Raw genomic sequence first — 17,882 nt, 5'->3', positions numbered from 1 at the left:
ACCCGAGGGGCGTCAACACGACCTCGCCGCGAGGGATTCCCCCCCTTCCTCCCGCGAACGTGTGTGAGATCGCCGGTGACCCCCGGCGATCTCACACACGTTCGCGGTGGAGCGGGGGTCAGGTGTCGCCGCGGGTAAGGGGCGGGCTGAGGACCTCGAGGGTGCCGCGGCGGTAGAGCCGGGCCGGGCGGCCGCCGTCGGCCGTCGAGGTGAGCTCGGTCTCGGTGAGGAACCCGGGGGTGCGCGTCACCTTGCGGTGGAAGTTGCGGGGGTCGAGCGGATGGCCCCACACGGCCTCGTAGACCGCGCGCAGCTGGGCGACGGTGAACTCCTCGTCGCAGAAGGCGGTGGCGAGCGGCGAGTACTCGAGCTTCGCGCGGGCCCGCTCGAGGCCGTCGGCGAGGATCCGCGCGTGGTCGAAGGCCAGCGCCGCGAGGTCGAGGTCGTCGACCGCGACGAAGCGTGCGGCCGCGGCGTCGGTGCCCGCGGTGGGCTCGGGCAGGTCCGGCGCGAGCGCCAGCCAGGCGACCGAGACGGTGCGCATCCGCGGGTCGCGGTCGGGCGCACCGTAGGTCGCGAGCTGCTCGAGGTGGACGCCGTCGCCGACCCCGGTCTCCTCGCGCAGCTCGCGCCGCGCGGCGGCGAGGAGGTCCTCGTCGGGCCGGACGAACCCGCCCGGCAGCGCGAGCGCACCGGCGTACGGCGCCTCGCCCCGCTCGACGAGCAGGACGGTGAGCCGGCCGGCGCGCACCGTGAGGACGACGAGGTCGACGGTGACGGCGAAGGGCGGGTGCTCCATGCCGCCATCCTACCGGGTTGTCGTCATCTTGACGAGATGGGTGACGAGGGCTTATCGTCACATCAACGACAAGTCCTACCGAGGAGGCAGAGATGGCCACCATCACCCGTTACCCGTTCGCCGCCCACCTGCGCAGCACGACGACGATGCACGTCCACCACCTGGCCGGCGGCCGGGTCCGGCACAGCGGCCCCGGTGCCTCGTTCTGGTTCCGGCCGATGTCGGCCGCGATCAGCGAGGTGCCGGTCGACGACCGCGAGCAGTCGGTCCTCGTGCCGGTGCGCAGCGCCGACCTCCAGCAGCTGAGCGCCGCCGGCGTCGTCACCTACCGGTTCGCCGACCCGGTGCTCGCCGCGACCCGCGTCGACTTCGCCGTCGACGTCGCGAAGGGCGTCTGGCTGCGCACACCGCTCGAGACGGTCGGCGGGATGATCCACGGCGCGGCGGCCGCCGCCGTCACCTCGACGCTCGCCGGCCTCGACCTGCGCGCCGCCCTCGCGACGCCCCCCGCCGAGCTCGCGACCCGGGTCACCGCGGCGCTCGCGGTCGACGAGCGCCTGACCGCCGTCGGCGTCGAGGTCGTCGGCGTGCGCTTCGGGCTGCTGCGGCCCGAGCCCGACGTCGAGCGTGCCCTGCAGACCCCGGCGCGCGAGGTCATCCAGCAGGAGGCCGACCGGGCGACGTTCGAGCGGCGGGCGGTCGCCGTCGAGCGCGAGGCCGCCATCGGGCAGAACGAGCTGGCCAGCCGGATCGACCTCGAGGCGCGGCGCGAGCGCCTCGTCGCCCAGCAGGGCGCCAACGACCGGCGCGAGGCCGAGGAGAAGGCGGCCGCGCAGGCGGTCGGGGTCCGGGCCGAGGCCGAGCGCACGACCGCTCTCGCAGAGGCGTCGGCGCAGGCGCTGCGGCTCACCGGGGCCGCCGAGGCGGAGGCCGAGCGCGCCCGGCTCGCGGCCTACGAGCAGGCGAGCCCCGCCGTGCTCCTGGCCCTCGCCGCCCGCGAGGCCGCCGGCAACCTGCCCCACGTCGACCAGCTCGTGCTCACCCCCGACCTCCTGAGCGGCGTGCTGGCCCGGCTCACCGCCCGCGCCGAGGACGGCGCTCGATGAGCACGCCCCGGGCGGTCGTCGTCCGCCGGCGCACCGAGTACGACGAGCTCCTCGCGCGGCACGGGACCCTCGGCCAGGCGGAGTTCTTCCTCCGCACGCGCGGGCAGTCGATCGACCCCGTCCGCGAGCGCCACGAGCGCACCGGCGCCGCGGTCGCGGCGGTGCTCGGGGCCATCCCGGCGGAGTGGCGGCGGGCCGAGGTCGAGCGGGACGAGCTGCCGCGCTTCCTCTTCGAGCCCGGCGACGTCGTCGCGGTCGTCGGCCAGGACGGCCTCGTCGCCAACGTCGCCAAGTACCTGCACAACCAGCCGGTCATCGGGTTCGACCCCCTGCCCGGGGCCAACCCCGGCGTCCTCGTGCCGCACGACCCGGGCTCGGCGGCAACCCTGTTCGCCGCCGTCGCCGCAGGGCGGGCACGCATCGTCGAGCGGACGACGGTCGTCGCCCGTACGGACGACGGGCAGGAGCTGCGCGGCCTCAACGAGGTGTACGTCGGCCAGCCCGGCCACCAGTCGGCCCGCTACGACCTGGCGTGGCGGGGTCGCTCCGAGACGCAGTCGTCGTCCGGCGTCATCGTCGGGACCGGGACGGGCGCCACCGGCTGGTGCGCGTCCATCGCCCGGGCGAGCGCGCCCGACGCGGTGCTGCCGTCGCCGGACGAGCGGGGGCTCGCCTGGTTCGTGCGGGAGGCCTGGCCGTCCCCGACGACCGGGACGACCCTGACCGCCGGGGCGCTGGGTGCGGACGAGGCGCTGCGGCTGCGGGTGTCGTCGGACTCGCTCGTCGTGTTCGCCGACGGGCTCGAGGCCGACCGGCTGCTCGTCGGGTGGGGGCAGGAGGTGTCCGTCGGGGTGGCCGAGCGGGGCCTGCGCACCGTCGCCTGACGTCCGTGTCACCCCCGTCCCTTCCGCGAACGCGTGTGAAACCGCCGGTGACCCCCGGCGATTTCACACACGTTCGCGGTGAGGAGGGGTCGGGTGCAGGGCCGTCGTCAGGTGAGGGGGGCGAAGCGGGTGACGACGAGCACGGGCTCGCCGGCCTCGTCGGTCGCGGCGAGGTCGAGCTCGGCGCCGATGCGCCAGTCGTGGTCGCCGTCCTCGTCGTCGAGCACCTGCTCGACGACCCAGGTGCCGTCGCCCTCCTCGACCCGGAACAGCTGGGGGCCTCGGGCGGCCGGGCCGGTGGAGATCTCGCCGTACTCCGCGAGGTACTCGGCCGCGGCCTCCTGCCACTGCTCGACGGTCAGGCCGCCGTCGAGCGCGGCCAGGGCCTCGTAGCGACGCAGGGCCAGCAGCTCGACCCGCCGGAACATGCTCTGGCGCACCATGACCCGCAGCGCGCGCGGGTTGTCGGAGAGCGCCCGGCCCTCGGTCGACGGACGCACCTCGGTGCCCGGCTCGTCGCGGTCGGGGTGCGCCAGCGACTCCCACTCGTCGAGGAGGCTGGAGTCGGTGTGGCGCACGACCTCGCCGAGCCACTCGACGAGGTCGTCGAGCTCCTCGGTGCGCGCCGAGTGCGGCACGGTCGAGCGCAGCGCCCGGTACGCGTCGGTCAGGTAGCGCAGGACGATGCCCTCGGCTCGCGCCAGCTTGTGGTGGGCGACGAACTCCCCGAACGACATCGCGCGCTCGAACATCTCGCGGACGACCGACTTCGGCGAGAGGTCGCGCGGGTCGACCCACGGGTGGCTCTGGCGGTAGGTGCGCAGCGACAGCTCGAGCATCTCGGCGAGCGGCTTGGGCCAGGTGACGTCCTCGAGGGCGTCCATCCGCTCCTCGTACTCCATCCCGTCGGCCTTCATCGCGGCGACGGCCTCGCCGCGAGCCTCGAACTGCTGGGCCTGGAGCACCTGGCGTGGGTCGTCGAGCGTGGCCTCGATGACGCTGACGACGTCGAGGGCGTAGCCGGGCGCCTCGGGGTCGAGGAGCTCGAGCGCGGCGAGCGCGAACGCCGAGAGGGGCTGGTTGAGGGCGAAGCCGTCGTGGAGGTCGAGCGCGACCTGGAACGGTCCCTCGTCGTAGCGGCGGCCCTCGCGGCGCAGGAAGCGCTCGAGCGGGGTGACCTCGCGCGGCGCCTCGTCCCCGCTCTCCTCCGGCGCGGCCGGGGTGGCGTCCTCCGTCGCGGCGGGGGCGAGACCGGCGGCGGCCAGCGCCTCGCCGAGCGCGCCCATCCCGCCGGCGTCCAGCGGCTGCGGGGCCGGCTCGGGGGTGGCGGCGGGAACCGGGTCGGGCTCCGCGGCAACGACATCCGGCTCGGGTGGCAGCCACGCGTCGACGCGCGAGCCGTCGTCGGGCTCGACGACCCCGGCCCGCACGAGTGAGCCGAGCACCTGCACCGCGCGCTCGACGAGTCGCTCGCGCCGCTCCTCGCTCTCGTGGTTGTCGAGGACGAGGGTGTGCAGGGCGTCCTGCTGGCCCTCCCACTGGTCGAGGACGTTGAGGACCATGGCGTGCGTGACGCGCATCTTGGGCTGGAGCGGCTCGGGCGCTGCGGTCACGAGCTTGTCGAACGAGGCCTCGGTCCACGTCAGCACGCCCTCCGGCGGCTTCTTGCGGACGATGCGGCGCTCCTTCTTCGGGTCGCCGCCGGCCTTCGCGAGGGCCTTGCTGTTCTCGATGACGTGCTCGGGCGCCTGGACGACGACGTACCCGACGGTGTCGAAGCCCGCCCGCCCCGCGCGGCCGGCGATCTGGTGGAACTCGCGCGCCCGCAGCAGCCGCTGCTTGCGGCCGTCGTACTTGGTCAGCGAGGTCAGCAGCACCGTGCGGATCGGCACGTTGATGCCGACGCCGAGGGTGTCCGTGCCGCAGATGACGGCGAGCAGCCCGCCCTGCGCGAGGGTCTCGACGAGGCGCCGGTACTTCGGGAGCATCCCCGCGTGGTGGACCCCGATGCCGTGGAGGACGAGCCGGCGCAGCGTCTGGCCGAAGCCCTTGCCGAACCGGAAGCCGCCGACGGCCTCCTTGATCGCGGCCTTGCGCGCCGACGAGACGACGTCGACCGAGGCGAGGGCCTGCGCCTGCTCGACCGCGCCCGCCTGGGTGAAGGACACGACGTAGACCGGTGCCTTGTCGTCGCGCAGGAGCAGCGCGAGCGCGTCGTGGACGGCGGTGAGCGACCACTCGTACTCGAGCGGCACCGGACGCTGGACCCCCGTGACCGTGACGACCTCGCGGCGGGTGCGGCGCTGCAGGTCGCGCTCGAGCTCCGTCGTGTCGCCGAGCGTGGCCGACATGAGCAGCATCTGGGTGTCGGGCAGGAGGAGCAGCGGCACCTGCCACGCCCAGCCGCGGTCCGGCTCGCCGTAGAAGTGGAACTCGTCCATGACGACGAGGCCGACGTCGGAGGCGTCGCGCTCGCGCAGGGCGTGGTTGGCGAGGACCTCGGCCGTCGCGCAGATGATCGGGGCACCGGGGTTGACCGCGGCGTCGCCGGTGAGCATCCCGACGTTCTCGGCGCCGAAGGTCTCGACGAGGGCGAAGAACTTCTCGGAGACGAGGGCTTTGATCGGCGCGGTGTACCAGGAGCGGCGGCCGGTGGCGAGGGCCAGGGCGTGGGCCGCGACGGCGACGAGGGACTTGCCGGAGCCGGTTGGCGTCGCGAGGACGACGTGCGCGTCCTCGGCGAGGGCGAGGACCGCCTCCTCCTGCGCCGGGTAGAGCGCGAAGCCGCGCTCGCCGGCCCACTCGACGAAGACGTCGAGCGCGGCGTCGGCACCGAGGTCGCCCAGCGGGCCGTCGGCGGAGAGGCGGTCGGTGAGCGTCATCGCCGTCGATCCTCCCACCTCCGACGGGCCTGCCCGTCGCCACCCGCGGCTACCGTGACGAGGGACGAACGGAGCACCGATGACCGACGAGATCTTCTCCGCGTACCTGGGCCGTCGCAAGACGGCCTCGGACGCCTTCGTGGCCGGCGACGTCGGCCCGCTGCACGAGGTGTCGACCCACTGCGACCCCGCGACGATCCTCGGGCCGGCCGGCACCGTCGTCACCGGGGCCGACGCGGTGAACTCGGCCAACGCCGACGGCGCCGCGCACATGGCCGGGGCCGAGCGCAACGACCTCGAGACGCTGCACTCCGGCAAGGAGGGGGACGTCGCGTGGTGGGTCGGCGTGCAACGGTCGGTCGTGTCCGTCGCCGGTCAGGACGCGGCCGTGCCGATGGACCTGCGGGTCACCGAGCTCTACCGGCGCGAGGACGGCTCCTGGAAGGTCTTCCACCGGCACGCCGACCCGCTGAAGGACTCCTGACCCCGGCGCCGGCCGGATGCCTCAGCGCCGGTGCGGGGTCTGCGAGGCGCCGACGTGCTCGGTCATCCACTCGACGAGCGGCCGGACGGCCCGCCAGTCGGCACGGACGTGGTCGAGCACCGCGTCGGTCGCGAGCCAGTCCGGGGCGCCGTGCTGCCGCGACACCACGAGGTGCTTGTGGCGCATCAGGTCCAGGCGCGGGTGGTCGGCCGGGACGCCGCGCGGTCGGGTCCTGACGGCCTCGCCGCCGGTCTCCCAGCCCTGCCCGACGAGCCGGTGGACAACCGCCTCCAGCGCCTGGCCGGTCGCCGGGGCGTCGACGGCCGCACGGTAGCGGGCGGTCTGGTCCGGACCCGTCGGGTGGAAGCCGCCGCCGGTCATCAGGCCGGTCGCCGACACCTGGACGTACCAGCCGACGCCCGGCACGGTGGCCGCCAGCGCGCCCTGGTGGTCCTTGTAGGGGGACTTGTCGTGGCTGAAGCGCACGTCGCGCTGCGGACGGTAGAGGTGCGCCGCCCCGAACTCGTCGGTCAGCGCCTCGGTGAGCCACTCCATCGGCTCGCGCACCGACTCCTCCCACCGCGCGCGCTGCGCCTGCCACCACGTCCGCGTGTTCTCGGCCGCCAGCTCCTCGAAGAAGTCGAGCGCGTCGAGGGGGATGCCCTCTGCGCTCGCGCCGCCGTGCCCGTCCATGCTGTCGAGCCTAGGGACCGCCGGCCCCGCTGTCGTCCCCCCGCGGCGAGGATGGGGCGATGCCCGAAGGCCACACGATCCACGCGCTCGCCGGGCGGGTGGAGGACGCCTTCGCCGGCACGCCGGTGCGGTTCTCCTCGCCCCAGGGGCGGTTCGCGGAGTCGGCGGCCGCCCTCGACGGCGCCCGCGTCGAGTCGGCCGAGGCCCACGGCAAGCACCTGGCCATCCACGTCGAGGGCGAGCAGGTCGTCCACGTGCACCTCGGGCTGTTCGGGCGCTTCGGGGTCCGGCAGCACCGGCGCGTCGACCGCGGCGAGCCGCCGACCGACCTGCCGGTGGCCGGCCAGGTCCGGATGCGGATGGTCAACCGCACCCACGTCGGCGACCTGCGCGGCCCGATCGTCTGCGAGCTCGTGACCCCCGCCGAGTGGCGAGAGGTGCGTGCCGGTCTCGGGGCCGACCCGCTGCGCGACGACCGGCTGCCCGACGCCGTGCGCGACCGGCTCGCGCGGACGCGGCGCGCCATCGGGGCCGTCCTCATGGACCAGTCGCTCGTCGCCGGCGTCGGCAACGTCTACCGGGCCGAGCTGCTGCACCGCCACGAGCTGGACCCCCACACGCCGGCGCGCGACGTGCCGGCCGGTGTGGTGACGGCCATCTGGGACGACCTCGTGCGGCTCATGCCGCTGGGGGTGCGCACGGGCCGGATCCTCGTGTCCGACAGCGACGTCGAGCGGGCCGAGTTCCTCATCGCGAAGGGAGGCACCGGGCGGGTGCGGCCGCACTACGCCGTCTACCGGCGCCACGGGAAGCCCTGCCCGCGCTGCGGCGAGACGGTCGTCAAGGAGACGATGGCCGGGCGCAACCTCTTCCGCTGCCCGGGCTGCCAACACTGACGCGGCCGGCCTCCGGCCGGGTCGCCGTCAGCCGACGTGCGTGACGGTGACCCGGCCGTCCTCGACGTGCCAGCGCTGGTCGAGGCGGACGGTGTCGAGCAGCCGTCGGTCGTGCGTGACGAGCAGCAGCGCCCCGTCGTAGGCCTCGAGGGCCTCCTCGAGCTGCTCGATCGCCGGCAGGTCGAGGTGGTTGGTCGGCTCGTCGAGCACGAGGACGTTGACACCGCGCGCCTGGAGCAGCGCCATCGCGGCCCGGGTGCGCTCGCCGGGTGACAGGCGCCCGACGAGGCTCGCGACCTGGTCGGCGCGCAGCCCGAACTTCGCGAGCAGCGTGCGGACCTCGGCCGAGGTCATCTCGGGGACGGCCGCCTCGAAGGCGTCGGCGAGCGGCCGGTCATCCGCGAGCCCGGTCCGCGCCTGATCGATGCCCCCGAGCGCGACCGAGGCGCCGAGGCTCGCCCGGCCGGTGTCCGGGGCCAGCCGCCCGGTGAGCAGGCCGAGCAGCGTCGTCTTGCCGGCGCCGTTGGGCCCCGTGACGCCGATGCGCTCGCGCGCCGCCACCTGGACCGACACCGGGCCGAAGGCGAAGTCCCCCAACCGGACCGCGGCGTCGTCGAGGGTCGCGACGACGGAGCTCGACCGCGGCGCGCTCGCGATGCTGAACTGCAGCCGCCACTCCTTGCGGGGCTCGACGACCTCGTCGAGCCGCGCGATGCGCGACTCCATCTGGCGCACCTTGCGGGCCTGCTTCTCGGACGACTCGGTCTGCGCCCGGCGGCGGATCTTGTCGTTGTCGGGGCTCTTGCGCATCGCGTTGCGGACGCCCTGCGAGCTCCACTCGCGCTGCGTCCGGGCCCGTCCCTCGAGGTCGGCCTTCGTTGCGGCGAACTCCTCGTAGGCCTCGCGGGCGTGCCGGCGCGCGACCGCTCGCTCCTCGAGGTAGGCGTCGTAGCCGCCGTCGTAGACCGCCACGGCGTTCTGCGGGAGGTCGAGCTCGACGACGCGGGTCACGACCCGGGAGAGGAACTCGCGGTCGTGCGAGACGAGGACGACCCCGGCGCGCAGGCCACCGACGAAGTCCTCGAGCCGCTGCAGGCCGGCGAGGTCGAGGTCGTTCGTCGGCTCGTCGAGGAGGACGACGTCGAACCGGCTGATCAGGAGGGCGGCCAGCGCGGCGCGGGCGGCCTGGCCGCCGGACAGGGCCGTCATCGGGGTGTCGGTCGGCAGGTCGAGACCGAGGTCGGCGAGGACCGGGGCGAGGCGCTCCTCGAGGTCCGGGGCACCGGTCGCCTGCCAGTGGTCGAGGGCGTGCGCGAACTCGTCGCCGGCCGAGGCGGGGGCGTCGTCGGCCGCCATCGCCGCGGCCGCGTCCTCCATCCGGGCGGTGGCGGCGGCGGCACCGGTCCGCCGGGCGACGTACCCGGCGACGGTCTCGCCCGGGACGCGCTCGTGCTCCTGCGGCAGCCAGCCGACGAACGCGTCGGCCGGGACGGTGCTGACGGACCCGCCGAGTGGCGCGAGGTCGCCCGCGAGGATGCGCAGCAGCGTCGACTTGCCGGCCCCGTTCGCGCCGACCACACCGACGACGTCGCCCGGCGCGACGGTGAGGTCGAGGGACTCGAAGAGGGTCCGGTGCGCGTACCCGCCGGCGAGGCCCTTGGCCACGAGGTCCGCGCTCATGCGCCGATCGTAGGCGGCGGCCCCTGCCCTTCTCCGGGCGACCTGCGCGGGTCCGCGTGCGGTCGCACCCGGAGAACCGCAGGTCGCGCGGAGCAGGGCCGGACGCGCACGCCGGGTGTCCGGACCCCGGTTGGCCGGGACGCGTCCCGAGGGTGTCCACTGGAGGGATGCGAGCCATCCACCTCTTCGGGGCCGGCGACGTCCGCGTCGTCGACGCACCCGACCCCGCCCTGCGCCGTCCCACCGACGCGGTCGTCCGCGTCGTCCGGTCCTGCATCTGCGGCAGCGACCTGCACCCCTTCCACAACGCCGAGCGCGACGAGGCCGGCCACCCCATCGGCCACGAGTTCGTCGGCGTCGTCGAGGAGGTCGGGTCCGAGGTCGCCACCGTGCGCCCCGGTGACTTCGTCATCGCCCCCTTCGTCGTCTCGTGCGGCGTCTGCGAGTTCTGCCGCGCCGGGCTTCAGACGTCGTGCGTCCGCGGCGGCTGGTGGGGTGACACCGAGGGCAGCGGCTCGTCCGGCGGGCAGGGCGAGGCCGTCCTCGTGCCGCTGGCCGACGGCACCCTCGTCCCGGTGCCCGGCATCACCGCCGACACCGACGAGCGGATGCTCGCCTCGCTGCTGACGCTCTCGGACGTCTACGGCACCGGGTGGCACGCCGCCCTCACCGGCGGGGTCTCGCAGGGCAGCACGGTCACGGTCATCGGCGACGGCGCGGTCGGGCTGCTCGCCGTCCTCGCCGCCCGACAGCAGGGCGCCGAGCGCATCGTCCTCATGGGTCGGCACGCGACCCGTACCGACCTCGGGCGCGACTTCGGCGCCACCGACGTCGTCGCCGCCCGCGGCGAGGAGGGCATCGAGGCGGTGCGCGACCTCACGGACGGCGGCAGCCAGGTCGTCCTCGAGTGCGTCGGGATGATGCCCGCCTACGAGCAGGCCCTCGGCGTCGTCCGGCCCGGTGGCACCATCAGCCGCGTCGGCGTGCCGCAGTACACCGACGGGCCGGTCGGTCGGGTCCTGTTCAGCCGCAACGTGACCCTGACCGGTGGCGTCGCGCCGACCCGCGCGTACATCGACGAGCTGCTGCCCGGCGTCCTCGACGGCAGCGTCGACCCCGGCCGCGTCTTCGACACCGTTCTGCCCCTCGAGCAGGGCCCCGAGGGCTACGCCGCGATGGACGAGCGGCGCGCCCTCAAGGTGATGCTCCGCCCCTGACCGCCGCGCGCCACCCTCCGGGCGTCGAGTGCGGAAGTGGCTGCCCCGGCAACCACTTCCGCACTCGACCCCGGAGAGGCGGGGTGGTGTGGGAGCGCGGCGTGCAGGGATGCGCGGTCAGGAGGGCTCGGGCAGCTTGCCGCTGCGGGCGACGTCCGGGTCGGTGCACGACGACAGGTCGAAGCAGCACGGCCGGCGCTTGCCGTGGTCGATCTTGTCGATGCTCACGCCGACCCGCTTGGCGCGCGTTTCGGCGCTGCGCGTGGCGCCGACCCATCGCACCCACTCCCAGCGGGCCATCGGCGTGATGTCCTCCCAGACGTCGCGGATGTGCTGCGGCGCCTCGTCGAGCGCGCCGGCGAGGTCGGCCGGGACCTCGGGCTCGGGCCACGCCTCGGCGACGGCCAGCTCGAGCTCGACCGGCGCATCACCGGCGGTGTCGGGCAGCCGGACCCAGTGGCCACGCCGCCCGTCGGGCTCGACCACCGTCTCGAACGCCTCGCCGTCGAGCGTCCCCGTCACCGCGACCTGACCGCGTGACGGCAGCGCGCGGCTGGCGTCCTCCGGGAGGCGCACGAGCCGGGTCGTGCCGACCGTCTCGGGCGTGCCGGTGAAGCGGACCGTCGTCGTGCCGGTGCTCGTCGTCATGCGCTCATCCTCGCGGCTCGAGGACCTCCACGGCCAGCACCGTCGGCAGGTGACGGGCCACCTCGTCCCAGCTGTCGCCCTCGTCGCGGCTCGCGAACACCGACCCGCTGTTGGTGCCGAAGTACACGCCGGCGGGCTCCTGCCGGTCGCCGCTCATCGCCTGGCGGAGCACCGTGAAGAAGCACGACTCCTGCGGCAGGCCGTCGCGGCGGGCCTCCCACGACCGGCCGCCGTCGCGCGAACGCCACACGGCCGCAGCCGCATCGGGCGGGAAGCGGCCCTCCATGTCGCCGTTGAGCGGCAGCGTCCACACGGTGTCGGCGTCGCGCGGGTGGGCCCACAGCGGGAAGCCGAAGGTCGACGGCAGGCCCTCGGTGGCGGCCCGCCAGGTCGCGCCGTCGTCGTCGGAGCGCCAGACGCCGTAGTGGTTCTGCTGGTAGAGCACGCCGTCGGAGGCCGCGTGCTCGAGGTGGTGGACGCAGAGGCCGACCTGCCCGTCCGACGGCCCGGCCGGGTGGTCGGCGGGCTCGTCCTGCGCGGCGTCGGCGAGGTCGTTGCGCCGCTCCCACGTGACGCCGCCGTCGGTCGTCGCGAACACGCCCGCCGACGAGATGCCGACCCAGATCCGTTCCGGGTCACGGGGGTCGGCGACGATCGAGTGCAGGACGAGACCGGCGCCGCCGGGGTTCCAGTCGGGGCGCGAGGGGTGGTCGCTCAGGCCCTTGACCTCGTACCAGGTGCGGCCGTCGTCGTCGCTGGCGAGGAGGACGGCGGGCTTGGTGCCGGCGTAGAGGCGCTCCCCGACGCGGGCGAGCGACCAGACCTGCGAGAAGCCGTCACCGAAGGGGGCCGGCTCCTCGGTCCACCCGATCATCTGCGCGAAGCCGGGGTCGTTCGCGGCCCAGGCGTCCATCTGGCCCGTCGTCAGCTTGGTCAGCTCCCAGGTGTGTCCGGCGTCCTCGGAGCGCCAGACCCCGGCGCCGGACCAGTCGCCACCGCCGCCGGCCCACATCGTGCCGGTCGCCGGGTCGCCGACGACGTGGTTGATCGGCCAGCCGTCGCAGTAGGGCCCGCGGACGCTCCAGCCGCCGCGGTCGGCGTCGCCGTCGAGGACGAAGGCGCCCTTGCTCGTCCCCACGAGGAGGTGGATGGGTGCGTCAGGCACGATCGGCTCCTTCCGCCGGGGTCCCGCCCCGGAGGGTGGTGGGGCGGTGCCGACCAGTGTCCCGAGGACACGGGAGGGCGGCAAGGGTGCGGGCCGGTCGGGATCGGTGAGCGCTCATGGAGGGTCCGACCGGCGCCGGCGGCGGAACTCATCGGTCGCGAACCTCGCACGTGCGGGCTTTTCGCGGGCCGGGAGCGTCACGGACAGCGATATCCCCGCACGTGCGGGCTTTTCGTGGTCCGGGAACGTCACGGACAGCGATATCCCCGCACGGGCGGGCTTTTCGTGGTCGGGGGGCGGTGGGGGCGACGACAACCCGGCACGTGCGGGCTTTTCGTGGACGGAACGGGGCACAGGGTCGAGGGCTCGGGCGCTCGCGGCCCGATCGCGTGCCCGGGCGGGTGATGATCGAGGGGTGCCCCGGGCCACCGACGTCCCGGGGCACGCCGAGCGACGGGAGCGCACCGCATGGACCTGGACCTGACCGACGACGAGCGCGACATCCGGCAGTGGGTGCGGACCTTCGTCGAGAAGGAGGTGATGCCGCTCGAGCAGGACGTCCTCTCCCGCGAGCGGCGCCACGAGCGCGGCCTGCCGGCCGAGGAGCTCGCCCGGCTCCAGGCCACGGCGCGGGAGTCCGGCTTCTTCGGCGTCCTCACCCCCGAGGAGCACGGCGGGATGGGCCTGTCGGCGGTCATGGCCGCCCTCGTCGAGGTCGAGCTGGGCCGTTCGTTCGTGCCGTTCCGGTTCGCCGGCGACGCCGACAACATCCTCTTCCACGCCTCGCCCGAGCAGCAGGAGGCCTACCTGCGCCCGACGATCGAGGGGACGCGCCGCAGCTGCTTCGCCATCACCGAGCCGGGCGCCGGCTCCGACGCGCGCGCCATCCGGACCAAGGCAGACCGCGACGGCGACGACTGGGTGATCACCGGTGAGAAGACCTTCATCACCGGCGGGCACGAGGCCGACTTCGTCATGGTCTTCGCGGTGACCGACGCCGAGGCCCACCGCGAGGGCCGCACCGGTGAGTCGGTGACCTGCTTCCTCGTCGACCGCGAGCGCGGCTGGACCTCGCACCCCATCGACACGATGGGCGAGTGGGGCCCGGCGGCGCTGACCTTCGACGGGGTGCGCGTGCCGTCGTCGTCGGTGCTGGGCGAGGTCGGCAAGGGGTTCGCGCTCGCGATGCAGTGGATCGGCAAGGGCCGCTACCTGCTGCCGGCGAGGGCGCTCGGCGGGTGCGAGCGGATGGTCGAGATGGGGATGGAGTGGGCACGCAACCGCGTCACCTTCGGGCAGCCGATCGCCGAGCGGCAGGCCATCCAGTGGATGATCGCCGACTCGGCGGTCGACATCGAGGCGCTGCGCTGGCTCGTGCTGTCGGCGGCGTGGCAGGTGGATGCGGGGCGCGACAGCCGGCAGGCGCAGTCGATGGCCAAGCTCTTCGGGGGCGTGCGCGCCAACGAGATCGTCGACCGGATGCTCCAGGTCCACGGCGGGATGGGGTACACCCGCGAGCTGCCGCTCGAGCGCTGGTACCGCGAGCTGCGGCTGCTGCGCATCTACGAGGGCACCGACGAGATCCAGCGTCGGACCATCGCCCGCAACCTCCTCAAGGGGCACGCGAGCGTCCGCGGCCACCTCGGCTGACGCCCCTCCTACCCGCACCACGCGTATCGGGTGACCCGATACGACCGCGCCTCACCCCGGAACCGTTCCGGGGTGAGGCGCAGCGTTGTCGGGTCACCCGATACGCGTGGGACCTGACGGGGTCAGGAGGCGGAGAGGCGCTCCACCTCGTCGGCGGTCAGGCGCAGGTCGGCGGCCCGGACCGAGTCGGTGATGGACTCGGGCCGCGAGGCGCCGGGGATGGGGATGACGACGTCGGCGAGCGCGAGCTCCCACGCGAGCGCGACCTGGTGCGGGGACACCCCGTGCTCGCGGGCGACCTCGGCGAACGCGCCGTGGTCGTCGCCGAGCCCGGAGGCCTTCTTGATGCCGCCGAGCGGGCTCCACGGCAGGAACGCGATGCCGAGCTCCGCGCAGTGCCGCAGCTCCTCGAGCGAGGAGCGGAACGCCGGCGAGAACTGGTTCTGCACCGACACGAGCCGCCCGCCGAGCACCTCCTGAGCCTCGTCGATCTGCGCGACGGACGCGTTCGAGATGCCGGCCATCCGGATGACGCCCTCGTCGAGGAGGTCGCGGAGCGCGCCGACGGACTCGGCGTACGGCACATCCGGGTCGGGACGGTGGAACTGGTAGAGCCCGATCGCGTCGACGCCGAGGCGCTGCGCCGAGGCCTTCGCCGCCTCCTTGAGGTACTCCGGCCGGCCGTCCTGCGTCCACGAGCCGTCGCCGGGGCGCAGGTGCCCGCCCTTGGTCGCGACGAGGATGCCCGAGGCGTCGCCGCTCCACGAGCCGAGCGCCTTCGCGATGAGGGACTCGTTGTGGCCGACCTCGCCGGCGTCGCGGTGGTAGGCGTCGGCGGTGTCGACGAGGGTCACGCCGGCGTCGAGCGCCGCGTGGATGGTGCGCACCGAGCGCTCCTCCTCCGGGCGGCCCTCGATCGACATCGGCATGCCGCCGAGGCCGATCGCACCGACCTGCAGGTCTCCGAGTGCACGCTGCTCCATGTCACCAGCTCCTTCGGTTCGGGGTGGGTGCGCACCGGTCGGGCGCGCACCACGTCACCTCAGGGCCAAGGCGGTCAGCGGTGCCGATGTTCCCGCCGCGGAATTCGGGCTCTCAGCCGTGGAGCAGGCGCAGCAGCCGCGCGACCTCGGCGGCCAGCGCCTCGCGCCCGGGTCCGACGTACTTCCGGGGGTCCACGACCCGGGGGTCGGCGGCGAGGACGTCGCGCACGGCGGCGGTGAAGAGCGCGTTGAGGTGGGTCGAGATGTTGACCTTCGTCATCCCGGCGCGCACGACGGCGGCCAGGCCCGCGTCGTCGAGGCCCGAGGAGCCGTGGAGGACGAGCGGCACGGGGACGGCGGCCGCGATGCGCGCGACGAGGTCGGTGTCGACGGCGGCGTCGCGGGTCGTCATCGCGTGCGAGGTGCCGACGGCGACGGCGAGCGAGTCGACGCCCGTGGCCTCGACGAACGCCGCGGCCTCGGCGGGGTCGGTGCGGACGCCGGGCGCGTGCACCCCGTCCTTGCCGCCGACCTCGCCGAGCTCGGCCTCGACCCGAACACCCGCGGCGTGGCAGTGCTCGACGACCGCGCGGGTCGTCGCCACGTTGTCGTCCCAGGGCAGCCGGGAGCCGTCGAACATCACGCTGTCGACACCGAGCGCGACGGCCTCGTGGACGAGGTCGACGTCCTCGGCGTGGTCGAGGTGCACGACGACCGGCACCGCGGCGCGGCGGGCCAGCGAGAGCGACGCGAGCGTCACCGGCTCGAGCGCCCCGTGGAAGGCCGCGGTGTTCTGGCTGACCTGGAGGACGACCGGCAGGCCGGCCTCCTCGGCTCCGCGGACGATGCCCTCGGCGTGCTCGAGCAGGACGACGTTGAACGCGCCGATGCCGTGGCCGCCGGCGCGGGCCTGCGCGACGGCGTCGGTCATCCGAGCACGACCGAGCGGGTCAGCGAGCGCGGGTGGTCGGGGTCGAGCCCGCGCCGCTCGGCGAGGGTGACGGCGAACCGCTGGGCCACGACGAGCGCGGCCATCGGGTCGAGGTCGTGGTGCACGAACCGGGCTCCGGTGGAGGCGACCTCGTCGGCCAGGCCGTCCGGCACCTCGCCGAACGCCCAGACGAGGCGGCCGGGCTGCGCGATGGAGACCGGGCCGTGCCGGTAGTCCATCGCGGGGTAGGCCTCGGCCCAGAACTGCGCGGCCTCGCGGGTCTTGAGGGCGGCCTCGGAGGCCAGCCCGACCGTCCAGCCGCGGCCGAGGAAGGTGCACTGGTCGACGTCGAGGAGGCCGTCGACCTCGAGCTCGAGTGCCGCGCGGCAGTCCTCGGTGGCGGCGGCCAGGTCCTCGCCGAGGTGCGCGCGCAGGAGGGCCAGGGCGCTCGTCGCGAACCGGGTCTGGACGACCGACTCCTCGTCGGCGAAGGGCATCCCGACGACCTGGTCGGCGGCGTCTGCGGCCGGTGAGTCCTCGACGGCGGTGAGGAGCGTCGCGGGCGTCCCGTCGAGCGCGGCGAGGAGGTCGACGACCTCGGACGTCGTGCCCGAGCGCGAGATGGCGACGACGCGGTCGTACCGGCGCCCGGTGGGGAACTCGCTGCCCGCGAAGGCGTCGGTCTCGCCGTGCCCGGACCGCTCGCGCAGCGCCGCGTAGGCCATCGCGACGAACCAGCTCGTGCCGCACCCGACGACCGCGACGCGCTCGCCCTCGCGGGGCAGGCGGTGGGCGACCGTGCCGGCGAGCGTGGCCGCCTCCGTCCAGCAGCCCGGCTGCGAGGCGATCTCGGTGGCGACGTGCGTGGTGGGCATGCGGTGTCCTTCGGCCGGGCGAGGCGGACGAGCGGATGTGCGCGAACGCCTCCTCATTCGATCAGAACCGCTCACACCAGCACAAGCCGACCGGACGACCGCGCGACCGCGCGACGTCCCGATTCGGCATCCCGGACCCTGACTTGGCCCACATATTGCCCATCCGCCACCTCGGAAGGGCTCGAGAGGGCTCCGGGAGGTGGCGGATGGGCAATCAGTCGGGGTCGGGGGGGCGTCGGGAGGAGGGGCTCCCGGGCGGGAAGAAGGGCTCCCGGGCGGGGAGAGGGTCACCCGGACGCGGCAGGGAGGGGTCAGCCGCCGTTGCTCTTGCGGTTGGCCCAGCGCTCGCCGGCGTCGCCGCCCCAGGCGTCCCACGCGACCCGTCCGGGGCTGGGGTAGCCGTCCGACCCGCGCCGGAAGCCCTCGGCGTCCTTGTCGCCGGCGTGGCGCGAGAAGTAGTCGCGCATCCGCTTGAGGACGTCGGCGCTCACGTCGTCGCCGTCGGCGAGCTGGTGCGCCCGCTTGCGCCCGGTGTCGGTGAAGCCCTTGCCGGCCTTGCCGTCCTCGATCCACCCGACCGCGCGCTTCGCCGCCTTCCGGACGTCCTGCGGCGGGACGGGGCTCACGAGTGCTTCTTCAGGGCCGACTCCTTGTGCGCCGCCGTCGCGCCGGTCTTGTCGGACTCGACGATGTAGTACGGGTCGTCGTCGGTCGGCTTGAACTTCTGCCCGTCGTGCTGGAAGTCGGAGGTCTTCTTCTCCTTGACCTTGCCGTGCGTCTCCCCCTGGGAGGTCCCCCACGAGACCTTGTCGCCCTTGCTGTACGCCATCTGCCGCTCCGTCCGCTCGCGTGTCGTCGTGCTCTCGGTCCATCGACCGTAGCCATCGCCATCGACGCATGGACCGGCGCTGACCTGCTGTTTCGCACCTTCGACAGGCGCGCCGCCCCGACGGCGGGGGGACGACGACCCGGTCTTCGGTGGTCGTCAC

17 protein-coding genes are annotated in these 17,882 nt (G+C 74.5%); 6 read left to right on the top strand and 11 right to left on the bottom strand.

The annotated features are described in order from the left end of the window. Positions 1-118 precede the first annotated feature (118 nt). The gene (locus IG69_RS0105740) at positions 119-799 is read right to left on the bottom strand and encodes an NUDIX hydrolase (protein ID WP_030527216.1); all 681 of its coding nucleotides are present in this window, start codon (positions 797-799) and stop codon (positions 119-121) included. Positions 800-891: 92 nt separating this feature from the next. Between IG69_RS0105740 and IG69_RS0105735 the strand changes: the two genes are divergently transcribed. Further along, entirely contained in the window at positions 892-1,905 is a 1,014-nt protein-coding gene (locus IG69_RS0105735) for an SPFH domain-containing protein (RefSeq protein ID WP_030527215.1), read from the top strand. Beyond that, positions 1,902-2,789, top strand: coding sequence for an inorganic polyphosphate kinase (locus tag IG69_RS0105730; RefSeq protein ID WP_030527214.1), 888 nt, complete (start codon positions 1,902-1,904; stop codon positions 2,787-2,789). Before IG69_RS0105735 ends, IG69_RS0105730 begins: the two co-directional genes overlap by 4 nt. Before the next feature lie 107 nt (positions 2,790-2,896). Here IG69_RS0105730 and IG69_RS20010 read toward each other — a convergent pair whose 3' ends face one another. Beyond that, positions 2,897-5,671 (bottom strand): DEAD/DEAH box helicase, encoded by a 2,775-nt coding sequence (locus IG69_RS20010; RefSeq protein ID WP_036829120.1) that lies wholly within the window; start codon positions 5,669-5,671, stop codon positions 2,897-2,899. 79 nt (positions 5,672-5,750) lie between these two features. Here IG69_RS20010 and IG69_RS0105715 point away from each other — a divergent pair, with 79 nt between their 5' ends. After that, positions 5,751-6,155 (top strand): YybH family protein, encoded by a 405-nt coding sequence (locus IG69_RS0105715; RefSeq protein WP_030527212.1) that lies wholly within the window; start codon positions 5,751-5,753, stop codon positions 6,153-6,155. Between the two features lie 21 nt (positions 6,156-6,176). Here IG69_RS0105715 and IG69_RS0105710 read toward each other — a convergent pair whose 3' ends face one another. Continuing rightward, the gene (locus IG69_RS0105710) at positions 6,177-6,848 is read right to left on the bottom strand and encodes a DUF2461 domain-containing protein (RefSeq protein WP_030527211.1); all 672 of its coding nucleotides are present in this window, start codon (positions 6,846-6,848) and stop codon (positions 6,177-6,179) included. Between the two features lie 59 nt (positions 6,849-6,907). Here IG69_RS0105710 and IG69_RS0105705 point away from each other — a divergent pair, with 59 nt between their 5' ends. Continuing rightward, positions 6,908-7,744, top strand: a complete 837-nt coding sequence (locus tag IG69_RS0105705; RefSeq protein WP_030527210.1) for an Fpg/Nei family DNA glycosylase — start codon at positions 6,908-6,910, stop codon at positions 7,742-7,744. 27 nt (positions 7,745-7,771) lie between these two features. On the opposite strand, the gene IG69_RS0105700 is transcribed toward IG69_RS0105705, so the two are convergent. Beyond that, a complete protein-coding gene (locus IG69_RS0105700; protein ID WP_030527209.1) occupies positions 7,772-9,424 on the bottom strand; it encodes an ABC-F family ATP-binding cassette domain-containing protein in 1,653 nt (550 codons plus the stop codon). Between the two features lie 167 nt (positions 9,425-9,591). Here IG69_RS0105700 and IG69_RS0105695 point away from each other — a divergent pair, with 167 nt between their 5' ends. Then, positions 9,592-10,641 carry a zinc-binding dehydrogenase gene (locus IG69_RS0105695; RefSeq protein WP_030527208.1) on the top strand — a complete coding sequence of 350 codons (1,050 nt, stop codon included), beginning with the start codon at positions 9,592-9,594 and terminating at the stop codon, positions 10,639-10,641. A gap of 117 nt (positions 10,642-10,758) precedes the next feature. On the opposite strand, the gene IG69_RS0105690 is transcribed toward IG69_RS0105695, so the two are convergent. Together IG69_RS0105690 and IG69_RS0105685 are read right to left on the bottom strand one after the other, a co-directional pair. Next, positions 10,759-11,289, bottom strand: coding sequence for a YdeI/OmpD-associated family protein (locus IG69_RS0105690; RefSeq protein ID WP_030527207.1), 531 nt, complete (start codon positions 11,287-11,289; stop codon positions 10,759-10,761). 4 nt (positions 11,290-11,293) lie between these two features. Then, positions 11,294-12,454 carry a WD40/YVTN/BNR-like repeat-containing protein gene (locus IG69_RS0105685; RefSeq protein WP_030527206.1) on the bottom strand — a complete coding sequence of 387 codons (1,161 nt, stop codon included), beginning with the start codon at positions 12,452-12,454 and terminating at the stop codon, positions 11,294-11,296. 468 nt (positions 12,455-12,922) lie between these two features. Here IG69_RS0105685 and IG69_RS0105680 point away from each other — a divergent pair, with 468 nt between their 5' ends. Beyond that, positions 12,923-14,104: an acyl-CoA dehydrogenase family protein gene (locus IG69_RS0105680; RefSeq protein WP_030527205.1), complete on the top strand. Its 1,182-nt coding sequence runs from the start codon at positions 12,923-12,925 to the stop codon at positions 14,102-14,104. A gap of 122 nt (positions 14,105-14,226) precedes the next feature. Here the strand turns inward: IG69_RS0105680 and IG69_RS0105675 are convergent, their stop codons facing one another. From IG69_RS0105675 to IG69_RS0105655, 5 genes are all read right to left on the bottom strand, one after another. After that, positions 14,227-15,087: an aldo/keto reductase gene (locus IG69_RS0105675; RefSeq protein WP_030527204.1), complete on the bottom strand. Its 861-nt coding sequence runs from the start codon at positions 15,085-15,087 to the stop codon at positions 14,227-14,229. A 112-nt stretch (positions 15,088-15,199) separates the two neighbouring features. After that, complete coding sequence (locus IG69_RS0105670) at positions 15,200-16,018, bottom strand: class II fructose-bisphosphate aldolase (protein ID WP_030527203.1); 819 nt, start codon at positions 16,016-16,018, stop codon at positions 15,200-15,202. Then, positions 16,015-16,893, bottom strand: coding sequence for an SIS domain-containing protein (locus IG69_RS0105665; protein ID WP_030527202.1), 879 nt, complete (start codon positions 16,891-16,893; stop codon positions 16,015-16,017). The genes IG69_RS0105670 and IG69_RS0105665 overlap by 4 nt, the downstream gene beginning before the upstream one ends. A gap of 311 nt (positions 16,894-17,204) precedes the next feature. Next, positions 17,205-17,519, bottom strand: coding sequence for a hypothetical protein (locus IG69_RS0105660; RefSeq protein ID WP_030527201.1), 315 nt, complete (start codon positions 17,517-17,519; stop codon positions 17,205-17,207). Beyond that, on the bottom strand, positions 17,516-17,722 hold the full coding sequence (locus IG69_RS0105655) for a hypervirulence associated TUDOR domain-containing protein (RefSeq protein WP_030527200.1): 207 nt from the start codon (positions 17,720-17,722) through the stop codon (positions 17,516-17,518). The genes IG69_RS0105660 and IG69_RS0105655 overlap by 4 nt, the downstream gene beginning before the upstream one ends. Positions 17,723-17,882: the final 160 nt, after the last annotated feature.

This window comes from Phycicoccus jejuensis, assembly GCF_000720925.1.
Lineage (GTDB): Bacteria > Actinomycetota > Actinomycetes > Actinomycetales > Dermatophilaceae > Phycicoccus > Phycicoccus jejuensis.
Note: the sequence above shows the minus strand (reverse complement) of the source record. Positions and strands in the feature narration are given on the sequence as shown.

What these genes read in the sequence shown, in the direction of transcription:
- IG69_RS0105740 (WP_030527216.1), bottom strand. Translation starts at nt 799, where the DNA reads ATGGAGCACCCGCCCTTCGCCGTCACCGTCGACCTCGTCGTCCTCACG.
- IG69_RS0105735 (WP_030527215.1), top strand. Translation starts at nt 892, where the DNA reads ATGGCCACCATCACCCGTTACCCGTTCGCCGCCCACCTGCGCAGCACG.
- IG69_RS0105730 (WP_030527214.1), top strand. Translation starts at nt 1,902, where the DNA reads ATGAGCACGCCCCGGGCGGTCGTCGTCCGCCGGCGCACCGAGTACGAC.
- IG69_RS20010 (WP_036829120.1), bottom strand. Translation starts at nt 5,671, where the DNA reads ATGACGCTCACCGACCGCCTCTCCGCCGACGGCCCGCTGGGCGACCTC.
- IG69_RS0105715 (WP_030527212.1), top strand. Translation starts at nt 5,751, where the DNA reads ATGACCGACGAGATCTTCTCCGCGTACCTGGGCCGTCGCAAGACGGCC.
- IG69_RS0105710 (WP_030527211.1), bottom strand. Translation starts at nt 6,848, where the DNA reads ATGGACGGGCACGGCGGCGCGAGCGCAGAGGGCATCCCCCTCGACGCG.
- IG69_RS0105705 (WP_030527210.1), top strand. Translation starts at nt 6,908, where the DNA reads ATGCCCGAAGGCCACACGATCCACGCGCTCGCCGGGCGGGTGGAGGAC.
- IG69_RS0105700 (WP_030527209.1), bottom strand. Translation starts at nt 9,424, where the DNA reads ATGAGCGCGGACCTCGTGGCCAAGGGCCTCGCCGGCGGGTACGCGCAC.
- IG69_RS0105695 (WP_030527208.1), top strand. Translation starts at nt 9,592, where the DNA reads ATGCGAGCCATCCACCTCTTCGGGGCCGGCGACGTCCGCGTCGTCGAC.
- IG69_RS0105690 (WP_030527207.1), bottom strand. Translation starts at nt 11,289, where the DNA reads ATGACGACGAGCACCGGCACGACGACGGTCCGCTTCACCGGCACGCCC.
- IG69_RS0105680 (WP_030527205.1), top strand. Translation starts at nt 12,923, where the DNA reads ATGGACCTGGACCTGACCGACGACGAGCGCGACATCCGGCAGTGGGTG.
- IG69_RS0105675 (WP_030527204.1), bottom strand. Translation starts at nt 15,087, where the DNA reads ATGGAGCAGCGTGCACTCGGAGACCTGCAGGTCGGTGCGATCGGCCTC.
- IG69_RS0105670 (WP_030527203.1), bottom strand. Translation starts at nt 16,018, where the DNA reads ATGACCGACGCCGTCGCGCAGGCCCGCGCCGGCGGCCACGGCATCGGC.
- IG69_RS0105665 (WP_030527202.1), bottom strand. Translation starts at nt 16,893, where the DNA reads ATGCCCACCACGCACGTCGCCACCGAGATCGCCTCGCAGCCGGGCTGC.
- IG69_RS0105655 (WP_030527200.1), bottom strand. Translation starts at nt 17,722, where the DNA reads ATGGCGTACAGCAAGGGCGACAAGGTCTCGTGGGGGACCTCCCAGGGG.